This is a genomic window from Streptomyces tanashiensis (genome assembly GCF_014648895.1).
In the GTDB taxonomy this organism is placed as follows: Bacteria; Actinomycetota; Actinomycetes; order Streptomycetales; family Streptomycetaceae; genus Streptomyces; species Streptomyces tanashiensis.
On sequence record NZ_BMRZ01000014.1, the window covers coordinates 168,549 to 189,294 of the forward strand.

The 20,746-nt window shown below is 73.2% G+C and carries 16 protein-coding genes, 1 rRNA gene and 1 pseudogene; 5 read left to right on the plus strand and 13 right to left on the minus strand.

The window, feature by feature from the left end; genetic code table 11:
- Positions 1–58 precede the first annotated feature (58 nt).
- The gene (locus tag IE237_RS31240; protein ID WP_189805493.1) at positions 59–1,861 is read left to right on the plus strand and encodes a glycoside hydrolase family 15 protein; all 1,803 of its coding nucleotides are present in this window, start codon (positions 59–61) and stop codon (positions 1,859–1,861) included.
- 76 nt (positions 1,862–1,937) lie between these two features.
- Positions 1,938–3,320 (plus strand): FAD-binding oxidoreductase, encoded by a 1,383-nt coding sequence (locus IE237_RS31245; RefSeq protein WP_189805494.1) that lies wholly within the window; start codon positions 1,938–1,940, stop codon positions 3,318–3,320.
- Positions 3,321–3,326: 6 nt separating this feature from the next.
- Here the strand turns inward: IE237_RS31245 and IE237_RS31250 are convergent, their stop codons facing one another.
- Entirely contained in the window at positions 3,327–4,961 is a 1,635-nt protein-coding gene (locus IE237_RS31250; protein ID WP_189805495.1) for a flavin monoamine oxidase family protein, read from the minus strand.
- Between the two features lie 25 nt (positions 4,962–4,986).
- Positions 4,987–6,501: an APC family permease gene (locus IE237_RS31255; RefSeq protein ID WP_189805496.1), complete on the minus strand. Its 1,515-nt coding sequence runs from the start codon at positions 6,499–6,501 to the stop codon at positions 4,987–4,989.
- A gap of 161 nt (positions 6,502–6,662) precedes the next feature.
- Here IE237_RS31255 and IE237_RS31260 point away from each other — a divergent pair, with 161 nt between their 5' ends.
- The gene (locus IE237_RS31260; protein WP_189805497.1) at positions 6,663–8,285 is read left to right on the plus strand and encodes a PucR family transcriptional regulator; all 1,623 of its coding nucleotides are present in this window, start codon (positions 6,663–6,665) and stop codon (positions 8,283–8,285) included.
- A gap of 244 nt (positions 8,286–8,529) precedes the next feature.
- On the opposite strand, the gene IE237_RS31265 is transcribed toward IE237_RS31260, so the two are convergent.
- The 6 genes from IE237_RS31265 to IE237_RS31290 all read right to left on the minus strand — a co-directional run bounded on the left by IE237_RS31265 (position 8,530) and on the right by IE237_RS31290 (position 14,382).
- Positions 8,530–9,609: a glycosyltransferase family 4 protein gene (locus tag IE237_RS31265; protein ID WP_189805498.1), complete on the minus strand. Its 1,080-nt coding sequence runs from the start codon at positions 9,607–9,609 to the stop codon at positions 8,530–8,532.
- Between the two features lie 168 nt (positions 9,610–9,777).
- On the minus strand, positions 9,778–10,518 hold the full coding sequence (locus IE237_RS31270; protein WP_189805499.1) for a hypothetical protein: 741 nt from the start codon (positions 10,516–10,518) through the stop codon (positions 9,778–9,780).
- Positions 10,515–12,257 carry a DNA repair protein RecN gene (gene recN / locus IE237_RS31275; protein ID WP_189805500.1) on the minus strand — a complete coding sequence of 581 codons (1,743 nt, stop codon included), beginning with the start codon at positions 12,255–12,257 and terminating at the stop codon, positions 10,515–10,517. Before recN ends, IE237_RS31270 begins: the two co-directional genes overlap by 4 nt.
- A gap of 100 nt (positions 12,258–12,357) precedes the next feature.
- Complete coding sequence (locus IE237_RS31280; RefSeq protein ID WP_189805501.1) at positions 12,358–13,281, minus strand: NAD kinase; 924 nt, start codon at positions 13,279–13,281, stop codon at positions 12,358–12,360.
- Complete coding sequence (locus IE237_RS31285) at positions 13,278–14,093, minus strand: TlyA family RNA methyltransferase (protein ID WP_189805502.1); 816 nt, start codon at positions 14,091–14,093, stop codon at positions 13,278–13,280. Before IE237_RS31285 ends, IE237_RS31280 begins: the two co-directional genes overlap by 4 nt.
- Before the next feature lie 7 nt (positions 14,094–14,100).
- Entirely contained in the window at positions 14,101–14,382 is a 282-nt protein-coding gene (locus IE237_RS31290; RefSeq protein WP_189805503.1) for a hypothetical protein, read from the minus strand.
- A 42-nt stretch (positions 14,383–14,424) separates the two neighbouring features.
- Here IE237_RS31290 and IE237_RS31295 point away from each other — a divergent pair, with 42 nt between their 5' ends.
- A complete protein-coding gene (locus IE237_RS31295; protein ID WP_189805504.1) occupies positions 14,425–14,772 on the plus strand; it encodes an SCP2 sterol-binding domain-containing protein in 348 nt (115 codons plus the stop codon).
- A gap of 14 nt (positions 14,773–14,786) precedes the next feature.
- Here the strand turns inward: IE237_RS31295 and IE237_RS31300 are convergent, their stop codons facing one another.
- Entirely contained in the window at positions 14,787–15,653 is an 867-nt protein-coding gene (locus IE237_RS31300; RefSeq protein WP_189805505.1) for an ABC transporter ATP-binding protein, read from the minus strand.
- A gap of 111 nt (positions 15,654–15,764) precedes the next feature.
- Complete coding sequence (locus IE237_RS31305) at positions 15,765–16,841, minus strand: HAD hydrolase-like protein (protein ID WP_370468320.1); 1,077 nt, start codon at positions 16,839–16,841, stop codon at positions 15,765–15,767.
- Positions 16,842–16,919: 78 nt separating this feature from the next.
- Here IE237_RS31305 and IE237_RS31310 point away from each other — a divergent pair, with 78 nt between their 5' ends.
- On the plus strand, positions 16,920–18,215 hold the full coding sequence (locus tag IE237_RS31310) for a DUF1015 domain-containing protein (protein ID WP_189805506.1): 1,296 nt from the start codon (positions 16,920–16,922) through the stop codon (positions 18,213–18,215).
- A gap of 62 nt (positions 18,216–18,277) precedes the next feature.
- Here the strand turns inward: IE237_RS31310 and IE237_RS40440 are convergent, their stop codons facing one another.
- The 3 genes and pseudogenes from IE237_RS40440 to rrf all read right to left on the minus strand — a co-directional run bounded on the left by IE237_RS40440 (position 18,278) and on the right by rrf (position 20,616).
- A complete protein-coding gene (locus IE237_RS40440; RefSeq protein ID WP_194523930.1) occupies positions 18,278–19,084 on the minus strand; it encodes a tetratricopeptide repeat protein in 807 nt (268 codons plus the stop codon).
- A gap of 15 nt (positions 19,085–19,099) precedes the next feature.
- Positions 19,100–20,149 (minus strand): annotated as a pseudogene (locus IE237_RS41730) (hypothetical protein); the annotation flags it as partial.
- Between the two features lie 350 nt (positions 20,150–20,499).
- Positions 20,500–20,616: ribosomal RNA gene (gene rrf, locus IE237_RS31320) — 5S ribosomal RNA — on the minus strand.
- Positions 20,617–20,746 lie beyond the last annotated feature (130 nt).

A 20,746-nucleotide genomic window follows, 5' to 3' on the forward strand; every position in this document is an offset into this window, starting at 1 on the left:
AGATCAGTAGCAAGCGCCCCTCAGGGGCGGACGTGGCCGTTCGACTGGAGTGAAGCACGTGGCCGGGCGCATCGAGGATTACGCACTCATCGGAGACATGCAGACCGCAGCACTGGTCTGCCGGGACGGCAGCGTCGACTGGCTGTGTCTCCCCCGCTTCGACTCGCACGCGGTCTTCGCCGGGCTGCTCGGCACCGAGGAACACGGCTTCTGGCGGGTGGGCCCGGCGGGTCCCGCGGACGCGGAGCCGGCCCCCGCCGACCGTCGCCGCTACCGGGGCGACTCGCTGATCCTGGAATCCGAGTGGGACACCCCGCGCGGCACGGTCCGGGTGACCGACTTCATGCCGCCGCGCGACGGCGCGCCGCAGCTGATCCGGATCGTCGAGGGCGTCTCGGGCCGGGTGCGGATGCGGTCCTCGCTGCGGATGCGCTTCAGCTACGGCCGGATCGTGCCCTGGGTGCACAAGGTCGGGGACCGCACGGTCGCGGTCGCCGGACCCGACTCGGTGTGGCTGGACACCGACGCGGAGACCCACGGCAAGGACCTGACGACGTACTCCGACTTCACCGTCACGCCCGGCGAGCGGATCACCTTCACGCTCTCCTGGCAGCCCTCCCACAAGGAGCCGCCGGCGCTCCCGGACCCGGAGGGTTCGCTGGAGGCGACCGCCGACTTCTGGCGCGAGTGGGTCGAGCACTGCACGTACCACGGCCCCTACCGGGAGGCCGTGGTCCGCTCGCTGATCACCCTGAAGGCGCTGACGTACGCGCCGACCGGCGGGATCGTCGCCGCGCCGACGACCTCGCTGCCGGAGGAGATCGGCGGCGTCCGGAACTGGGACTACCGCTACACCTGGCTGCGGGACGCGGCGATCACCCTCTCGTCGATGCTCCGCACCGGCTACCGCGAGGAGGCCCGCGCCTGGCGGGACTGGCTGCTGCGCGCCGTCGCGGGCGACCCGGAGAACCTGCAGATCATGTACGGCATCGCGGGCGAGCGGGAGCTCGGCGAGGCGGAGCTCGACTGGCTCCCGGGGTACGAGAACTCCGGCCCGGTCCGCGTCGGCAACGGTGCCGCGAACCAGCTCCAGCTGGACGTCTACGGCGAGGTCACGGAGGCCCTCCACCTCGCGCACATGACGGGCCTGTCCCGCAACGACTACGCCTCCCTGCTCCAGATCAAGCTGATCAACTACCTGGAGAAGAACTGGGACCAGCCCGACGAGGGCATCTGGGAGGTCCGCGGCCCGCGCCGGCACTTCACCCACTCCAAGGTGATGGCCTGGGTGGCCGTCGACCGCACGATCAAGCTCATCGAGTCCGGGGACGCCGACGGCCCGCTGGAGCGCTGGCGCGAGCTGCGCGACGAGATCCACCGGGACGTCTGCGAGAAGGGCTACGACAAGGAGCGGAACACCTTCACGCAGTCGTACGGCTCCCGGGAGCTGGACGCCTCGCTGCTGCTGATCCCGCAGATGGGCTTCCTGCCTCCGGACGACAAGCGGGTCATCGGCACGATCGAGGCGATCCAGCGCGAGCTGTCCACGGAGGACGGTTTCGTGCTGCGCTATCCGACGGCCGGCGAGGAGGCCGGGGTCGACGGCCTGGAGGGCGACGAGGGCGCGTTCCTCGCCTGCTCGTTCTGGCTGGCGGACGACCTGGCGATGATCGGCCGGGTCGACGAGGCGCGCACCCTCTTCGAGAAGCTGCTCGCGCTCCGCAACGACCTCGGGCTGCTCGCCGAGGAGTGGGACCCGCGGCTCCAGCGACAGGTGGGCAACTTCCCGCAGGCCTTCAGCCACGTCCCGCTGATCGACACGGCGCTGCGGCTCACGGCGAGCGGGGCGTACGGGGGCTGAGCCGGTCCCGCGCGGGGGACGGCACCCGGACCTACGATGAGAAGGTCCCGTCCCCCCGCACGAAAGGGGGGCTCCCATGGCTCCCCATGTCTCCGAAAGCGCCCTGGCCGGACTGGTCGAGGACCTGGCCGGCGAGGTGATCACCCCGGGCGGTCCGGGCTACGACGAGGCCCGGACCCTGCACAACGGCATGATCGACCGGCGCCCGTCGGTGATCGCCCAGTGCGCCACCCAGGCCGACGTGTCCAACGCGATCCTGTTCGGCCGCGAGGCGGACCTGCCGATCGCGGTCCGCGGCGGCGGGCACAGCGTCGCCGGGACCTCCATGATCGACGGCGCGCTGGTCGTCGACCTCCGCCGGATGCACGGCGTCGTCGTGGACCCGGAGGACATGACGGTACGGGTCGAGGGCGGGGCGACCATGGCCCATCTCGACCACGCGTGCCAGCCGTTCCACGTGGCGACCACCGGCGGGCGGGTGTCCACCACCGGCGTCGGCGGCTTCACGCTGGGCGGCGGTTCGGGCTGGCTGGAGCGGAAGTTCGGTCTCGCCAGCGACAACCTGCTCGCCGCCGACCTGGTCACCGCCGAGGGCAAGCACGTCCACACGGACGCGCAGGAGAACCCGGAGCTGTTCTGGGCGCTGCACGGCGGCGGCGGCAACTTCGGGGTGGCGACCTCGCTGACGATGCGGGTGCACCCGCTGCCCCGGATGAGCATGTCGATGCTGCTGTTCCTGCCCGAGAACGCGCCCGAGGTGGTGCGCACCTTCCGCGACCTCGGCGCCGTCGCGCCCGACGAGATGGGCGGTGGCGCCATCTACATGCCGGCGCCCCCGGAGCCGTTCATCCCGGAGGACCTGGTCGGCAAGCTGGTCTGCGGGGCGCTGTTCACGTACGCCGGGCCGGTCGAGGAGCTCCGCGCGTTCGCGGCGCCGCTGTTCGCGCTGAAGCCCGCGGTGGAGGTCGTCACGGACATCCCGTACGCGGACCTGCAGTCGATGATGGACGACCCGCCGGGGCTGCGGAACTACTGGTCGGCCGAGTACCTGAGGGAGTTCCCCGACGAGGCCGTGGACGTCTTCTGCGACCGCGGCGCGGGCATCCCGGCGTCCACGGCCACCCAGCACGTGCTGTTCCTGATGGGCGGGGCCGTGGCCGCCGGGCCCTCGCAGTACCCGCAGCCGTGGCGCACCGCGCCGTGGGCGGTGCACCCCTTCGCGACCTGGGAGGACCCGGCGTTCGACGAGGCGGCGAGGCAGTGGGTGCACGACGTGCGGGCCGACGCGCGGCCGTGGGCGATCGACGCGACGTATCTGAACTTCGTCGGCGCCGAGGGCGAGCAGCGGATCGTCTCCTCCTTCGGGGAGAGGAACTACCGCCGGCTCGCCACCGTGAAGGCCCGGTACGACCCCGACAACGTGTTCCGGTACAACCAGAACATCGTCCCGGCCGGCTGAGCCGGCTCAGCGCAGTGCGGTGATCACCTCCTTGGCGGCGCGCTCGCCCTCGGTCGCGCCGCCCTCCATGAAGCCCTGGAAGTCGTACGAGCAGTGCTCGCCGCCGATGTGGACGTTGCCCTGGGCGGTGCCCTCGTACCCGGCGTAGCGGTGGAGGTAGCCGACGGGCCAGCAGGAGTACGCGCCGAGGGAGTACGGGTTCTTGTGCCAGGCGGAGAGCTGGGCGCGGCCGGTGTACGCGCGGGAGGTGCCGGGGAAGAAGGCGTCGATGCCGGCCAGATGACGGGTGACCAGGTTCCGTACGTACGGGTCGGACTCGGTGGAGAACGGGCCGGCCGGGTTCAGGTTCCGGGCCAGGCTGCCGCCGCCGTACTGGAGGAGGATGCCGCCGGTGCCGCCCTGGACCTTGGTGGTGTCCCAGGTCTGCTGGACCTCGGTGTCGGTGAAGCAGTCGCCGGCGGAGACCCCCGGCCAGGCGCCGGTGCCGCGCCAGGGCCGGGTGGCGAACTGCATGTTGAGCTTGGTGCAGTGGCCCATGCGGGCGTCCCGCAGGAGGTTGCGCATGAGGGGGTCGAACCCGGCCCGGGAGAGGTCGAGTTGCTGGAGGATCGGCAGCGGGACGCAGAGGATCGTGTGGTCGGCGGTGACGGTCCGGGTGGCGCCCGCCTCGGTGAAGGTGAGCGTCTGGGTGCCGTCGGCCTCGGCCCGTACGGCGTTCAGCGACCAGCCCATCCTCAGGGTGCCGGGGGCGAGCGCTGCGGCGACGGCGTTCGGGAGCCGGTCGTTGCCGCCGACGACGTGGTAGCGCTCGTTGGACAGGCCCCAGACGTTGAAGTTGCCCGGATTGGTCTGGTAGCCCATGAGCAGGACGAGGGCGAGCGAGGACTGTTCGGTGGTGTCGGCGCCGTACTCGACGTTGTAGGCGACGTCGAGGAAGCGGCCGAGCGGTGAGGAGTGCCCGCCCGGGACCCGGCTCTCGATCCACTCGTACACCGACATGTCGTCGAGGGCGGTGCCGGTGGGGGTGGTCCGGTTCCAGGTGACCTCACCGGCGTCGGAGAGGTCGCGGCGCAGCGACTGGTAGACGGCGTTGAAGTCCTCGTCGGCCCGGTCCCGCGGGTAGTAGGCGCCGCCGAACCACAGGACTTCCTCGGCGCCGTTGGGTCCGCCGCCGAGGAAGTCCTCGGTGGCGAGGCCGAAGCGGCGGCAGAGTTCCAGGATCTTCTTGTGGCCGGTGTCGATCAGCTCGCCGCCGATCTCGGAGGTCTGGCCGTACGCCCAGTGGTCCCGCTGGGTCCACATGCGGCCGCCGACCCTGGACGGGTTCGCCTCGTAGAGCACGGGGCTGAGACCGGCGTCCTGGAGGGTGAGGGCGGCGGTGAGGCCGGAGATCCCGGCGCCGACGACGGCGACGCGCGCGGTGCTCTTCACGGGTGGGGTCGGGGTGGCGGCCGCGGCGGGGGCGGCCGAACCGACACCGACGGCGATGCCGGCGGCGGTGGCGTACTTGAGCAGGGACCGGCGTCCGAGGGCGTCGGCTCTCCTGCCGCGCAGCTCGTCGACGGGGATGTTCAGCCGTCGGGCGGCGGCGTGCTCGGCGGCGAGGTTCTTCAGGAGGTGCATCGGGTTGGTGCGTGCCATGGGGCGCTCCTGGAGGTGGGTGGGATCAGCTCTGGGGTACGGGGGCGGGGACGGGGGCTCCATCGTCGGTGCGCTCGGCGGCGTCCTCCAGGACGATCCGGCCGATGATCTCGTAGCGTTCGGGCCGCCTGGCCTTGAGGTAGAAGCCGAGGCCGAGGCCGCCGAAGAAGACGGCTCCGACGATCCAGGGGATCGCCTCGAAGAACAGGGAGTCGGCGGCGAGACCGGCCGCGGTCTCCATGTTCATGATCAGCAGCACGACGACGGCGATCATGCCGACACCGCCGAGGAGCGGGGCCGTGAGGGTCCTGAACCAGTGCCGGTCCTCGGGGTGGTTCCTGCGGAAGTAGCCGATGACGGCGAAGGAGCAGAGGGTCTGGACGATCAGGATCGCCATCGTGCCGAGGATCGCGAGCAGCGTGTAGAGGTGGATGTACGGGTCCTGGCCGGTGAGCCAGAAGGCGGCGACGAGGGCGACGGCGATCGCGCTCTGCACGTACGAGGCGATGTACGGCGAGCCGTGCCGGGCGTGGGTCCGGCCGAGCGCCGGGTGGAGGAAGCCCTCCCGGCCGATGGCGTACAGATAGCGGGAGGCGCACTGGTGGAAGGCCATGCCGCAGGCGAAGGAGCCGGTGAGCAGCAGCCACTGGAAGGCGTCGACGGCCCAGGCGCCGATGAAGGTCTCGGTGGGCGCGAAGAACAGGTCGAGCGGGGAGGAGGAGGCGGAGAGCTTCACCGATCCGGCGAGCCCGTTCCCTGCGATCGTCATCCACGAGACGTAGATGTAGAAGAGACCGACGCCGATGACGGAGATCAGGGTGGCGCGCGGGATCACCCGCTTGGGGTCGCGGGACTCCTCGCCGTACATCGCGGTCGACTCGAAGCCGACCCACGACCAGAAGGCGAAGAAGAGGCCGAGCCCGGCGGAGGTGCCGGTGAAGGCGTTCCTGGGGTCGACCGGCTCGACGGGGATGCCGTCGGGGCCGCCGCCGGCGATCAGGACGGCGGTGGCGACCGCGAAGAGGACGGCGATCTCGGCGATCAGCATCACCCCGAGGGCCTTGGCGGTCAGGTTGATGTCGAAGTACGACAGGACGGCGGTGACGGCCAGCATGACCGCCGCGTACAGGATCCACGGCAGGTCCACGCCGAGCTGGTCGGCGACGGTCGTCTTCGCGAAGTAGGCGAAGACGCCGACGATCGACGCCTCGAAGACGATGTAGGCGAGGACGGCGAGCATGCCGGAGGCCATGCCGGCGATCCGGCCCAGGCCGTGCGAGATGTAGCCGTAGAAGGCACCGGCGGCCGTGATCCGCTTGGCCATGGCGACGTAGCCGACCGAGAAGACGGTCAGGACGAGCGTCGCGAAGAGATATCCGGCGGGGGCGCCGGTACCGTTGCCGAAGCCGACGGCGATGGGGAGGTTTCCGGTCATGGCCGTGATCGGGGCCGCGGTGGCGACGGCCATGAAGACGACGCCGACGAGTCCGACCGAGTTCGCCTTCAGCCGGTGGACCTCTGGGGTGGGGTTCTCTGCCATGGCCCGAGAGGATCCTCGCGAGTGACGTAGGCCACAATCGACATGCGGTCGCACAATTCCCGCCATGGGACGACGAGTTGTCGCCCCGGTGTACGAACTGTCCGGTGCCGTGACCGTGGGGTGATGTCGCCGAAACACGGACGCGGGTAGCGTCCGGCCCCATGGACAATCAGGGCGGGATCACCGTGCAGCGGGCGCTGGAACTCCCCGGACTGCGCGGCGGGCTCCCGGAGGTCGTGGCCGGCGCCGACCGGCTGCACCGCACGGTGCGCTGGGTGCACGCGGGCGAGGTGCCGAACATCGCGTCGCTGCTCAAGGGCGGCGAGCTGCTGCTCACGACGGGCCTCGGCCTGGGCACCCGCCCGGCCGAACAGCGGGCGTTCGTCCGCAGGCTCGCCGACCGGGGCATCGCCGCGCTCGTCGTCGAACTGGGCCCGCGCTTCGCCCGCCTCCCGGCGACGATAGTGGAGACCGCGCGGGCGGCCGGGCTGCCGCTCGTCCAGCTCCACCGCGAGGTCCCCTTCGTCGCCGTCACGGAGGAGATCCACACCGAGATCGTCAACGGCCACTACGCCCTCCAGCGGCAGGCCGAGGAGGTCCACCGCCAGTGCACGGAGGCACTGCTCGGCGGCGGCGGGGTCCCGCAGGTGCTCCGCATCCTCTCCGACTTCGCCGCCAACCCGGTCTTCCTGGAGACCGCCGACGGACAGCTGCTGTACGCGGCGGGCACCGAGTCCGCGCCCGCCGACCCGCTCCAGGTGTGGGACGGACTGCGTGGCCAGCGGGCGGCCCGCGAGTCCGGCCCGCCCACCGGCACGGTCCTCGTCGACGTGCCCGGCGGCGGCCCCGGTACGGGCTCGGTCCGGGCCCGCCTCGTCCTCCTCGCGGTCTCCGGTGCCCTCTCCCCCGTCCACCGGATGGCGGCCGAGCGGGCGGCGGGGCTCCTCGCGGTCGTCCTCATGCAGGCACGCCAGGAGGAGGAGCTCGCCGCACGCGGCCGGGGCGACTTCCTGACCGATCTCGCGGAGGGCCGGATCTCGGCGGAGGACGCCCCGGCGCAGGCGAGGGTCCTGGGCTTCAAGCCCGGGGACGGCCCGCTCCTCCCGGTGGTCATGCGCCTGGCCTCGGAGCTGTCCCCCTCGGGCAACTGGGCGCTCCTGGCCCGGGCGGTCCTGGAGGAACTGTCCTCGGTGGGCGTCCCGGCCCTGCTGGGCGTCCGCCCGGTGGAAGGCCGTGTCCCTCTGCTCCTGGGCCTGCGCTCGGAATCGGAACGCACGGCGGTCGCGGACCGGGTGGCGGCGGCGCTGCGCGCGGGCGTGGAGCGGGCCGGTCTGGAACGGGCCGGGGCGCACCCGCCGGTCGTCGTGGTCGGCGTCGCGGGCGGCTGGGCGGCGGCCTCGGCGGGCCTGCGGCACGCGGCGGAGACGGCGACGGCGGCGCAGGGCCTCTCGGACCTCCCCTGGTACGACGCCCGGCGCCTGGACATCGACCTGCTCCTGTGGCGCCTCCGCGACCACCCGGACCTGGCGGCCTTCGTGGACCGCGCGATCGGCCCCCTGCGGGACCACGACCGCACGTCCCGCCCGCCGCTCCTGCCCACCCTGGAGACGTACCTGGCCCACGCGGGCCGCAAGGCGGAGACGGCCCGCGAGCTCCATCTCAACCGCCAGACCCTCTACAACCGCCTGGCCCGCATCTCCGAACTCCTGGGCACGGACCTGGACGACCCCCAGACGGTCCTGGCCCTCTCCCTGGCCCTCAGAGCCCGCCGCCACACACCGTAGCCCCACCGTTGCGGGCGGCACCCACCGCCGTGTGGGCAATCGTCCCGCAGGGCGGGACGGGTGGGCACACGGGACGGCGCCCTTCGCGGCGCCTCCGCGTTCCGCGCCTGGACCCGCACCCCACGTGACGGTGCACGGGGTGCGGGTCCAGGCGCGGAAGCCTCTGGCGCCGGCAAGGGCGCCGTTCCGTTGTGCCCACCCGTTCCGCCCCAGCGGAACAGCTGCCCACAACGGCGCCGCAGGGTCACCGTCCCGACAGCTCGTCGTACACCGACAGCACATGCGCCACCGTCTCGTCCTCCGTAGGCCAGGACGTCGCCTGCACCCGCCCCGCCGCCGCCAGGTCCATCCGACGGTCCACGTCGTCCAGGAGTCCCCGCACCGCCCCCGCCAGGGCCCGCGCGTCCCCGTACGGCACCAGCTCCGCCGCGTCGCCGACGAGTTCCGGCACGCCGCCGACCGCCGTCGCGACGAGCGGCACCCCGAGCCGGAGCGCCTCCTGCGCGAGCAGGGAGCGGGCCTCCCAGCGCGACGGCAGGACGGCGACGTCGGCGGCGGCGAGCAGCTCGGCGACGTCGTCCCGGCGTCCGATGAGCCGCACGGAGAGCCGTTCCTCGACGATCCGCCGTTGCAGGAAGGCCCGTTCGCGGCCCTCCCCGGCGATCACGAGCAGTGGCTGCGGGTCGAGGTCGCGCCATTCCCGGGCCGCGTCGAGCAGCGTCCGGTACCCCCGGCCGCGTTCGAGCGCGCCGACGGCCATGAGCAGGGGCCGGTCGACGGCGCCGAGTTCGGCGCGGGCCTTGCCGTCGTGGAGGCAGACGGGCCCGCGGGCGGCGGGCACGGTGACGGGGGCGAGGCGGGCGTCGCGGGCCCCGCGCCGCCGGGCCCGGTCGACGAGTTCGGAGGAGGTGCCGAGGACGACGGTCGCGGCCCGCGCGGCCTTCCGCTCCAGGAGCCGCAGGACCCCGCCCCGCGCCCCGTCCACGTGGTTCCGGCTGTGCCAGGTGGTCACCAGCGGGGCCCGGCCGCCGCCGGCCAGCGCGAGCGCGGCCCGTACGGAGGCCTGGAGCCCGTGCGCGTGGACCACGTCCGCGCCGATGCAGGCGTTGCGGAGCGCGGTCACGGTCGCGGGGTCGCCGAGGCGCGGCAGGGGCACGAAGTGCGCGCCGGCGCCCAGGTAGTCGTATGCGCGGTCGAGTTCGGCCGGGGCGCACACGGTCACCCGCACGCCCCTCGCCACCAGCCCCGAGGCAAGTGATCGGACGTGCGCGCTGCTGCCCGCACCGCCGCCGCCCAGCACTTGGACCGTACGGAGCTGTGTCACGCGCCCAAGGATGCCAGTCCGTGCCACCGACCGTACGCACGTTCCGGCACCGAAACGGCGTCGTTCCCCTGTGCGGTAGGCGTACGACGCGGGCACTCACCCCACGGGTTCACCCACACGGGTGAGCGCGCGAGCACGCCGCCCGCGCCCCGCACCCCACCCACGCCCTCAGGCGGAGGCGGCCCGCTCCCCCCACACGGCGGCGGCGACGAGGCCGGCCGCGTGCGCGGCGAGCCCCAGCCGCCCGTTGGAGACGGCGACGGCGCTGCCGACGGCGGCGCCGAGCGCGTGCGCGCCGGTGTCGCCGAGCATGGTCTCCTCGCCGAGGTCGTCGCCGAGGAGCGCCGCCGCGGCCCCCATCGGCGCCGCGGCGAGCGGTCCCCGCAGCAGCCCCGGCGCGCCGAGCCCGAGCACGAGGAGGCCCGCGCGCCCCGGCCGTACGTCCACGAGGTTCACCAGGTGCGCGGTGCCGGCGATGACGACTCCGGCGAGGACCTTGTCGACGGGCTTCTCCTTGAGGAGCGCCCCGGCGACGAGGGAGGCCGCACCGATGCCGAACAGCTTCACGGCCCCACTGGTCACCTCACCCTCGCGGAGCGCCCCCAGATGCGCCCGGAACCCGCGCCGGTGGTCGCCGCGCAGGTCGTCGTACCTCCCGCACACGGCCGCCGCCGCGACGGGCAGGGCGGCGGCGGGAACCGCGGGCAGGACCGCGACCGCCGAGCCGAACGCGACGGCCGGTCCGGCCAGCAGCGTGACCGGCCGGCCCGCGTGGTTGGTCCGCTCCCAGCTCCGCGGGTTCCCCGGAGGCCGCCGCCTCAGCTGCCCGTACGCGAGCCGGGCCGCGCCGAAGGCCGCGGCGAACGTACCGATCCGCCCGAGACCGGCCCTCCCCGCGACCGGGGTCACGCGTCGGCCCGGGCCGTGGCGAGCAGCTCCTCCGCGTGGGCCCTGGCCGTCTCGGAGTCCTCCTGGCCCGCGAGCATCCGGGACAGCTCCCGGACACGCTCCTCGCCCTCCAGGACGGTGACGCCGGACCGGGTCACGGATCCGTCGTTGGTCTTCTCGACGAGCAGCTGCCGGTCGGCGAAGGCCGCGACCTGCGGGAGGTGGGTGACGACCACGACCTGGGCGGACCTGGCGAGCTTGGCGAGCCGGCGGCCGATCTCGACGGCCGCCTTGCCGCCGACGCCCGCGTCGACCTCGTCGAAGAGGTACGTCGGCACCGGGTCGACCCCGGCGAAGACGACCTCCACGGCGAGCATCACCCGGGACAGCTCACCACCGGACGCGCCCTTGGCGATGGGCCGGGGCGGGGCGCCGGGGTGCGGGGCGAGCAGCAGCTCGACCTCGTCGGCCCCGGACGGCCCGTAGGCGACACGACGGCCGCCGACCTCGACGCCCTCGGGGTCCTCGGTCTGGGCGATGGCGAAGGACACGCGCGCGTGCGGCATGGCCAGCGAGGCGAGTTCGGCGGTGACGGCGTCGGCGAACCGGGCGGCGGTCTCCGTGCGCGCGTCGGTGAGCCGCTGCGCGAGCACCGAGAGCTCGTCGCGCAGCCGGTCCCGCTCGGCGGTGAGCTCCTCGATCCGGTCGTCGTCCCCGTCGAGCTCGCCGAGCCGTCCCGCGCTCTCCTCGGCCCAGGCGAGGACGGCGGCGATGTCCGCCCCGTACTTCCGGGTGAGCTGGGTGAGCAGCGCCCGGCGCTCCTCGACTGCGGCGAGCCGCAGCGGGTCGGCGTCCAGGTCGTCGGCGTACCCGGCCAGCTCCTGCGCCACGTCCGACAGCAGGATGGAGATCTCGCCCATCCGGTCCGCGAGCCCGGCGAGCGCCGGGTCGTGCGACCGTACGGCCTCCAGGGCCCGGCCCGCGCCCGCGACGAGCGTGGTGGCGTCGACGGCCTCGGGGTCCTCCGGGTTCCCGGCGAGCGCGCCGTGCGCGAGCGCGGCGGCGGAGGCGAGGGCCTCGGCGTGACCGAGCCGCTCGGCCTCGGCGGCGAGTTCGGCGTCCTCCCCGGGGAGCGGGGCGACGGCCTCGATCTCACCGAGCCCGAAGCGCAGCAGATCGGCCTCCTGGGCGCGTTCCCTGGCCCGGGTGGTGATCTCGTCCAGCTCGCCGGTGACGGCGCGCAGCCGGCGGTACGCCTCGCCGTAGGCGGCGAGCGGCGCGGAGACGGCCTCGCCCGCGTACCGGTCGAGCGCGCCGCGCTGCCGGGCGGGCTTGAGCAGGCCCTGCTGGTCGGTCTGGCCGTGGACGGCGACGAGCTCGTCGGCGAGTTCGGCGAGCAGCCCGACGGGCACGGAGCGCCCGCCGAGGTGGGCGCGCGAGCGTCCCTCGGCCGAGACGGTACGGCTGACGAGGAGCACGCCCTCGTCGAGCTCGGCACCGGCCTCCTCGGCGCGTACGGCGGCGGGCGCGCCCGCGGGCACGCTGATCCGCCCCTCGACGACGGCCGAGGCCGCGCCGATCCGCACCAGGGCCGGGTCGGCACGTCCGCCGAGCAGCAGCCCCAGGCTGGTCACGACCATGGTCTTGCCCGCACCGGTCTCACCGGTCACCGCGGTGAAGCCGGGCGACAGCTCGACCACCGCGTCGTCGATGACCCCGAGCGACCGTATCCGCATCTCCTCCAGCACGCCCCAGACCATACGAGGTTTCCCGGGTCCGATGCGACATCGCCCCCGGGCGTAACTCTCCGGCGCGGCGATCGTTCGGGCCGGAGGGACGGTACGGCGCCGACGCGGGACGTCAGCGCGGAGCGCCCCGCCAGCCCGACACGGGCAGGGCGAACTTGGCGACGAGCCGGTCCGTGAAGGAGGCGTGGTGCAGCCGGGCGAGCCGGACCGGCACGGCGCCCCGCCGGACCTCGACGCGCGCCCCCGCCGGGAGTTCCACCGTCCGCCGCCCGTCGCACCACAGCACGCCGTGCGGGGTGTGCGGCTCGACCTCGACCGCGAGCACCGACTCGGGGGTGGTGATCAGCGGCTTGGCGAAGAGGGCGTGGGCCCCGATGGGGACCATGAGCAGCGCCTCGACCTCGGGCCAGACGACGGGACCGCCCGCCGAGAAGGCGTACGCGGTGGAGCCGGTGGGTGTCGCGCAGATCACCCCGTCGCAGCCGAAGCCGGTCACCGGGCGTCCGTCGATCGCGAGCACGACCTCCAGCATCCGTTCCGGCGACACCTTCTGCACGGCGGCCTCGTTGAGCGCCCAGTCGCGGTGGAGGACGTCGCCGTTCTCGTACACGACGACGTCGAGGGTCATCCGCTCCTCGACCTCGTACGCCTTGGTGACGACCCGGTCGACGACCTTGTCGAGGTCGTCGCGCTCGGCCTCCGCGAGGAAGCCGACGCGCCCCAGGTTGACGCCGAGCATGGGCACGCCGGAGGCGCGGGAGAACTCGGCGCCGCGCAGCAGGGTGCCGTCGCCGCCGAGGACGACGAGGAGTTCACAGCCGTCGAGCGCGTCGGAGCAGGCCTCCGGCACCTTCTCGACGGACGGCGGCAGCGGCAGGTCCGCGGCCTCGGCCTCCAGGACACGGACGCCGATGCCGCAGCGCAGCAGCCCCAGGACGACCAGTTCGGCGCTGCGCACGGCGGCCGGCCGGCCCGTGTGCGCGAGCAGGAAGACGGTGCGTGTTGTTCCCGATGGTGCTGCTGCAGTTGAGCTCAACGAGGTCCCTCCGCCACGGCGCGGTCGACGTCCGCCGGATCCAGCGCGGGCGCGCCTGCCCGCAGCCACAGAAAGTACTCGACGTTCCCCGAGGGGCCGGGCAGCGGGCTGGCGGTGACGCCGAGGACACCGAGGCCGAGCTCGCCGGCCTGCCGGGCCACGTTCTTCACGGCGTCCGCGCGGAGTTCGGTGGACCGTACGACGCCGCCCGTGCCGAGCCGCTCCTTGCCCACCTCGAACTGCGGCTTCACCATGAGGACGAGGTCGGCGCCGGGCGCCGTGCAGGCCGCGAGGGCGGGCAGGACGAGACCGAGCGGGATGAAGGACAGATCGCCGACGACGAGGTCGACCGGGACGCCGTCGATCGCGTCGACCGTCAACTCGCGTACGTTCGTGCGGTCCTTCACGGTGACGCGCTCGTCGCTCTGCAGCGACCAGGCGAGCTGTCCGTAGCCGACGTCGACGGCGACGACATGGGCGGCGCCCGCGCGCAGCAGGACGTCCGTGAAGCCGCCGGTGGAGGCTCCGGCGTCCAGGGCGCGCCGGCCCTCGACCTTCAGGCCGAGCGGCACGAAGGCGGCGAAGGCGCCGGCGAGCTTGTGGCCGCCGCGCGAGACGTAGTCGGGGTCGGAGTCGTCCTGGACGACGACGATGGCCGCGGCGGTCTCCACCTGGGTGGCGGGCTTGGTGGCGACGGTCTTGCCGACGGTCACCCGGCCCGCGGCGATCAGCTGGCTGGCGTGCTCGCGCGAGCGCGCGAGCTTGCGCCGGACCAGCTCGGCGTCGAGACGGCGGCGTGCCACTCCTGCCACGTTCGGTTCAGCTCCTGTTGTCGTACGGACGGGGGGCGGGGTGCGTGTCGAGCGAGGTCAGCTCGGCGCGCAGTCCACGGTGTACATCCTCGTACACCTCCAGGTGTCCGTCCGCCGGGAGGTGGTCCACCTCGGCGAGACGCGCGAGACGGGCGTCGACGGCGGGATGGCCGGTGAGCTCCGGGGCGACACCGAGCGGCGCGGGCCCCGCGGGCTCGTACGTCTCCTCGGCGGCGTCGCCGGGCTCCTCCACCGCCCGCTCGACGGGCTCCGGCATCTCATCACTCATGCCCCGACGCTACCGCGAAGCCCTGGGGTACCGTCGACGGCGATGGCGACGATCACGGAGTGCCGCGGCGCACTGGACAGACTTTCGGACAATCTCGCGCGGGCCGACGACGGCGTGCGCGGTGCGGCCGCGCTCGACCGCAGCCTGAGCTGCCACATCACCGACCTCGACACGACGTTCACGGGCCGTCTCGCGGACGGCCGGATCCGGGTCGACGGCACGGTGGAGGGCCCGCCGCCGGCCAAGGCGCAGATCCGGCTCTCGATGACCGGCGACGATCTGGTGGCGATGGTGGACGGCAAGCTGAACTTCGCGAAGGCCTGGGCCGGCGGCCGGGTCAGGCTGGAGGCCGGCTTCCGCGACCTCCTGCGGCTGCGGTCGCTCCTCTAGCCGCCCCGCCCCCGTCACTTCCGCAGCGCGGGCTCCTGCGGGGCGGCCTCCCCGGTCTGGGCCACCACGGCCGTCCGCGCCCGCGCCTTCCGCCCGGCCGGCACGACCAGCGGCGTCCCCGTCTCGGGGTCGTCGATGACCTGGCAGCGCAGCCCGAAGACCCGCTCGACCAGCTCGGCGGTCACCACCTCCGACGGCGGGCCCTCGGCGACGACCTCGCCGTCGCGGACCGCGATGAGATGGGTCGCGTACCGGGCCGCGTGGTTGAGGTCGTGCAGGACGGCGACGAGCGTCCGCCCCTGTGTCTCGTGCAGCTCGGCGCACAGGTCGAGGACGTCGATCTGGTGCTGGATGTCGAGGTACGTGGTGGGCTCGTCGAGCAGCAGCAGAGGCGTCTGCTGGGCGAGCGCCATGGCGATCCAGACGCGCTGGCGCTGACCGCCCGAGAGCTCGTCCACGTACCGGTCGGCCAGCTCGGCGACGCCCGTGGCCGCCATGGACTCGCGCGTGACGCGCTCGTCCTCCGGGGACCACTGGCGCAGCAGCCCCTGGTGCGGGTAGCGGCCGCGCGCGACCAGGTCGGCGACGGTGATGCCGTCCGGGGCCACGGACGTCTGGGGCAGCAGCCCGAGGGTCTTGGCGACCTTCTTGGCGGGCATCGTGTGGATCGACTGCCCGTCGAGCAGGACACGGCCCTCGCTGGGCTTCAGCATCCGGGAGAGCGCGCGGAGGAGGGTGGATTTGCCGCAGGCGTTGGGCCCCACGATGACGGTGAACGAGTTGTCGGGGATCGCGACGGACAGCTCGCGGGCGATGACCCGCTGCTCGTACGCCAGGGTGACCGATTCCGCGCTCAGGCGCTGCTGCTGCCGACCGTCCATACCCGCACTCCCGCTTTCTCGTCCGTGGCCGGATCCGGCGGTGACGACCACGACCCACGCGGAGTTAGGTTAGCCTACCCAACTTCACGTTCCGTCCGCGGTGCCGGGACCTCACACCCCCAGCAGCGCCAGCGCCTTCCCCGCCTCCGGCACGCCCCCACCCGGACGGTCCGCCTCCGACCAGGCCGCCCCGCACAGCGCCCGCACCCCGTCCATCACATCGGCCCCCTCGCCCGGCACGCCGACGAGGACGAGCTCGCCGCCCCTCACGGAGGCCCGCCACCCCCCGCACACGAAGCCCCCGTCCCCGTCCGCGACGACCTCCGGCTGCCCCGTCAGCAGCCCCCGGAGATCCGCCGCCACATACGTGGGCCGGTGCTCGGGCACGGCCGCGAGCAACTGCGCCACGTCCGTCACCCCGGTCAGCACCAGCAGCGAGTCCACCCCGCCGTTGAACGCGCCCTCGATGTCCGTGTCCAGCCGGTCCCCCACCACCAGCGGCCGCTCCGCCCCTGTCCGCAGCACCGTCTCCCGGTGCATCGGCGGCAGCGGCTTCCCCGCCACCTTCGGCTCCGCCCGGCCCCCGGTGGCGATCCGTACGACCTCCACCGCCGCCCCGTTCCCCGGTCCGATCCCCCGCGCCCCGGGAATCGTCAGGTCCGTGTTCGAGGCGTACCAGGGCACCCCACGCCCCACCGCGTAGGCCGCCTCCGCGAACCGCGCCCACGGCATCCCCGGCCCGCCGTACCCCTGCACGACCGCCACCGGGTCGTCGTCCGCCGACTCCACCGGCACCAGACCCCGCTCGCGCAGCGCCACCCGCAGCCCCTCGCCGCCGACGACCAGCACCCTGGACCCCGCCGGCACCTCGTCCGCGATCAGCCGGGCCACCGCCTGCGCGGAGGTGACCACGTCCCCGGCCTCCGCCGGCACTCCCAGCTCGGTCAGATGCTCCGCCACCTCGTCCGGCGTCCGCAGCGCGTTGTTGGTGACGTAGGCCAGGTGCATCCCGCCGGCGCGGGCCACCCCGAGCGCCTCCACGGCGTGCGGCACGGCCTCCCCGCCCGCGTACACGACACCGTCCAGATCGAGGAGCGCCGTGTCGTACGCCTCGCTCAGGGCGACCGCGCTGGCTCCCGGGTACTTCCTGCCGCCGTCGCGCCGTCCCTGGCCGTTCCGCACCGTCACCGCACACTCCTCAGATCACCGGGTGAATTCCCCCACTCTCCCGATCATCGCTCATGCCCGCCCACATACGATGACAGGATGAACACATCAGGTCACGCGGCCGACGACGTCCGCGACGACGCCACAGGCCTGCGCCTGACCCCGTTCCGCGGACTTCGATACGTCCCCGAGCGGGTCGGCAGCCTCGCCGCCGTGACGTCCCCTCCCTACGACGTCGTCGTACGACCTGACGGACTGCTCCATCTGGAGTCCGCGGATCCGCACAACATCGTCCGGCTGATCCTCCCGCAGGCGATCACCGCCGGCACCCGCCACCGCAAGGCCGCCGTCACCCTCGACCGCTGGCTCGCGGACGGCGTCCTCGCCCCGGACCCGCAGCCCGCGCTCTACGTGTACGAGCAGCACGGCGACGGCATCCTCCAGCGCGGCGTCATCGGCGCGCTGGAGCTCTCCACCCCGGCGGAGGGCATCGTCCTCCCCCACGAGGACGTCATGCCGCACGTCGTCGAGGACCGCGCCGCCCTGATGCGGACCACGGCGGCCAACCTGGAGCCCCTGCTCCTCACCTACGTCGGGGACGAGGAGGGCGGCGCCGACGCGGTCATCGAGCGCACCGTCCGGCGCGAGCCCCTGCTCTCCACCACCACGGAGGACGGCTTCCAGCACCGCCTCTGGTCGGTCACGGACCCCGCCGAACTCGCCACGATCGCCGGTGAACTGACGCGACACCAGGCCCTCATCGCCGACGGCCACCACCGCTGGGCGACGTACCTCCGCCTGCGCGAGGAGCACGCGGCACCCGGCCCCTGGAACTACGGCCTGGTCCTCCTCATCGACACCGCCCGCTACCCGCTGCGGGTCCGCGCCATCCACCGTCTGCTCAACCGCCTGCCGGTCGCCGACGCCCTCACGGCCCTCGGCGGCTCGTTCCGGGTCCGCCGCATCGACCAGCCTCTCCCCGCGGCCCTGGAGGCCCTCGCGGAGGCCACGGCCGAGGGCAACGCCTTCCTCCTCGCGGGCGACGGCGCCTTCCACCTCCTCGACCGCCCGGACCCCGCCCTCCTGGAGCGCACGATCCGCACGGACCGCCCCCGGGCGTGGCGGACCCTGGACGCGACGGTCCTGCACTCCACCCTCCTGGAGCACGTCTGGCACATCCCGGACGCCCCCGAGGACATCGCCTACATCCACGACACGGAGGCCGCGGTCGCCCAGGCGGAACGCCGCGGCGGTACGGCGGTCCTCATGCACCCGGTCCAGGAGGAGGTCGTCCGCGACCTCGCCCGCCAGGGCGTCACGATGCCCCGCAAGTCGACCTCCTTCGGCCCGAAGCCGGCGACGGGCCTGGTCCTGAGAAGCCTGGCGCTGGACTGAGCGCACCGAAACGAAGAAGGGCGGCACCCGTCGGGTGCCGCCCTTCTCACGTGTGCGCCGGATCAGCCCTTGTCGCTGTCCCGGTCGTCCTCGTCATCGTCCTCGTCGTCGAGGTCCTCGTCCTCGTCGATGTCGAGCTCGACATCGACGATGTCCGACGCCGGCGACGCGTCCGACTCGTCCTCGTCCTCGTCGAACGCGTCGACGAACTCGACGCCGTCCATCTCGGCGAGGCGGTCGGACGCGTCCGTGGCACCGTCCTTGTCGGACTCCAGCGCCTTGGCGAACCACTCCCGGGCCTCGCGCTCACGACCGGCGGCCAGCAGCGCGTCGGCGTACGCGTACCGCAGACGCGCGGTCCACGGGTGCACGGCGCTGGAGGCGAGCTCGGGGCTCTGCAGCGTCACGATGGCCGCGTCGAGCTGCCCCAGGTCCCGGCGGGCCCCGGCGGCGACGAGCCGCATCTCGACCTGCCCGGCCTTGTCCAGCTTCGACACCTCGGGCTCACCGGCCATGGCGAGGGCCCGCTCGGGGCGGCCGAGGCCGCGCTCGCAGTCGGCCATGACGGGCCACAGCTCGACACCGCCGCTCATCCGGCGCGCGGCGCGGAACTCGGCCAGCGCCTCGGAGTACTTCTGCGTCGCGTACGCGGCGAAGCCGGCGGCCTCGCGGACGGCAGCGACACGGGACGCGAGCCGCAGGGCGACCCTGGAGTAGCCGTACGCCTTCTCCGGGTCCTCGTCGATCAGCTGGGCGACCATGACCAGGTTGCGCGAGACGTCCTCGGCGAGCCCCTTGGGAAGGCTCATGAGCTCCTGACGCACGTCCGGGTCGATCTCCTCACCGGTGACCTCCGGCGGGATCGGCAGACGCTTGATGGGCGCGCGGTCGCCACGGTCCCGGTCGTCACGGCGCCCGAAGCCACCGCGGTCGTCACGGCCGCGGTACCCACCACGGTCGCCGCCCCGGTCGTCACGGCGGAAGCCGCCGCCACGGCTGTCGCCACCACGGTCGTCGCGACGGAACCCACCGCCACGGCTGTCGTCCCGGCGGAACGACGAGGGACGCTCGTCACGGCGGTCGTCGCGACGGAAGCCGCCACCGCGGTTGTCGCCGCCACGGTCGTCACGCGAGGGGTACGAGGGGCGGTCGTCCCGACGGAACGACGAGGGACGCTCGTCACGACGGTCGTCGCGACGGAAGCCACCGCCACGGTTGTCGCCACCACGGTCGTCACGGCGGAAGCCACCACCGCGGTTGTCGTCACGGCGGTCGTCACGCTGCCCGTACGAGGGACGGTCGTCACGACGGAACGACGACGGACGCTCGTCACGACGGTCATCCCGACGGAAGCCGCCACCACGGTTGTCGCCACCACGGTCGTCACGGCGGAAGCCACCACCGCGGTTGTCGTCACGGCGGTCGTCACGCTGCCCGTACGAGGGACGGTCGTCACGACGGAAGCCGCCACCGCGGTTGTCGCCACCGCGGTCGTCACGACGGAAGCCACCGCCACGGTTGTCGCCACCACGGTCGTCACGCTGCCCGTAGGAAGGACGGTCGTCACGACGGAACGACGAGGGACGGTCGTCACGACGGTCGTCGCGACGGAAGCCGCCACCGCGGTTGTCACCACCGCGGTCATCGCGACGGAAGCCACCGCCGCGGTTGTCACCACCGCGGTCGTCACGGCGGAAGCCGCCACCGCGGTTGTCGTCACGGCGGTCGTCACGCTGCCCGTACGAGGGACGGTCGTCACGACGGAACGACGGACGCTCGCCACCGCGATCGTCACGACGGAAACCGCCACCACGGTTGTCACCGCCACGGTTGTCACCACCGCGGTCATCGCGACGGAAGCCACCACCGCGGTTGTCACCACCGCGATCGTCACGACGGAAGCCACCACCGCGGTTGTCACCGCCACGGTTGTCACCACCGCGGTTGTCACCGCCACGGTCATCGCGACGGAAGCCACCGCCACGGTTGTCGCCACCGCGGTCGTCGCGGCGGTAGCCACCGCCACGGTTGTCGCCACCGCGGTTGTCGTCACGGCGGGGCCCACGGAAGCCGCCCCGGTCGCCACCGGCACCGTCCCTGCGACGCGGCTCGCGCTCCGGACGGTCGTCGGGAGAGTTGGTGGACATCGGTGTGACTCCTGTCTTCGGGTACTGCAGTCATTCTCGCGCAGCCGGCACTCGGCCGCGCATCGGAAAAGTGAAGCAAAAAACAAAAGGACCCCTGGTCCCAGCGTGAACGCTGGGACCAGGGGTCCTGAAGAATTGTTCGGCGGCGTCCTACTCTCCCACAGGGTCCCCCCTGCAGTACCATCGGCGCTGAAAGGCTTAGCTTCCGGGTTCGGAATGTAACCGGGCGTTTCCCTAACGCTATGACCACCGAAACCCTATCGGTTTCGAGCGAACAAGCACACTCTGTAGTTGTGTTCTAGCTCTAGAAACCAGCAACTGTTCGTTGCTTCAGAACTAACACAGTGGACGCGAGCAACTGAGGACAAGCCCTCGGCCTATTAG

What these genes read in the sequence shown, in the direction of transcription:
- IE237_RS31290 (WP_189805503.1), bottom strand. Translation starts at nt 14,382, where the DNA reads ATGAGTGATGAGATGCCGGAGCCCGTCGAGCGGGCGGTGGAGGAGCCC.
- IE237_RS31255 (WP_189805496.1), bottom strand. Translation starts at nt 6,501, where the DNA reads ATGGCAGAGAACCCCACCCCAGAGGTCCACCGGCTGAAGGCGAACTCG.
- IE237_RS31300 (WP_189805505.1), bottom strand. Translation starts at nt 15,653, where the DNA reads ATGGACGGTCGGCAGCAGCAGCGCCTGAGCGCGGAATCGGTCACCCTG.
- IE237_RS31250 (WP_189805495.1), bottom strand. Translation starts at nt 4,961, where the DNA reads ATGGCACGCACCAACCCGATGCACCTCCTGAAGAACCTCGCCGCCGAG.
- IE237_RS31260 (WP_189805497.1), top strand. Translation starts at nt 6,663, where the DNA reads ATGGACAATCAGGGCGGGATCACCGTGCAGCGGGCGCTGGAACTCCCC.
- IE237_RS31245 (WP_189805494.1), top strand. Translation starts at nt 1,938, where the DNA reads ATGGCTCCCCATGTCTCCGAAAGCGCCCTGGCCGGACTGGTCGAGGAC.
- IE237_RS31310 (WP_189805506.1), top strand. Translation starts at nt 16,920, where the DNA reads ATGAACACATCAGGTCACGCGGCCGACGACGTCCGCGACGACGCCACA.
- IE237_RS31295 (WP_189805504.1), top strand. Translation starts at nt 14,425, where the DNA reads ATGGCGACGATCACGGAGTGCCGCGGCGCACTGGACAGACTTTCGGAC.
- recN (WP_189805500.1), bottom strand. Translation starts at nt 12,257, where the DNA reads ATGGTCTGGGGCGTGCTGGAGGAGATGCGGATACGGTCGCTCGGGGTC.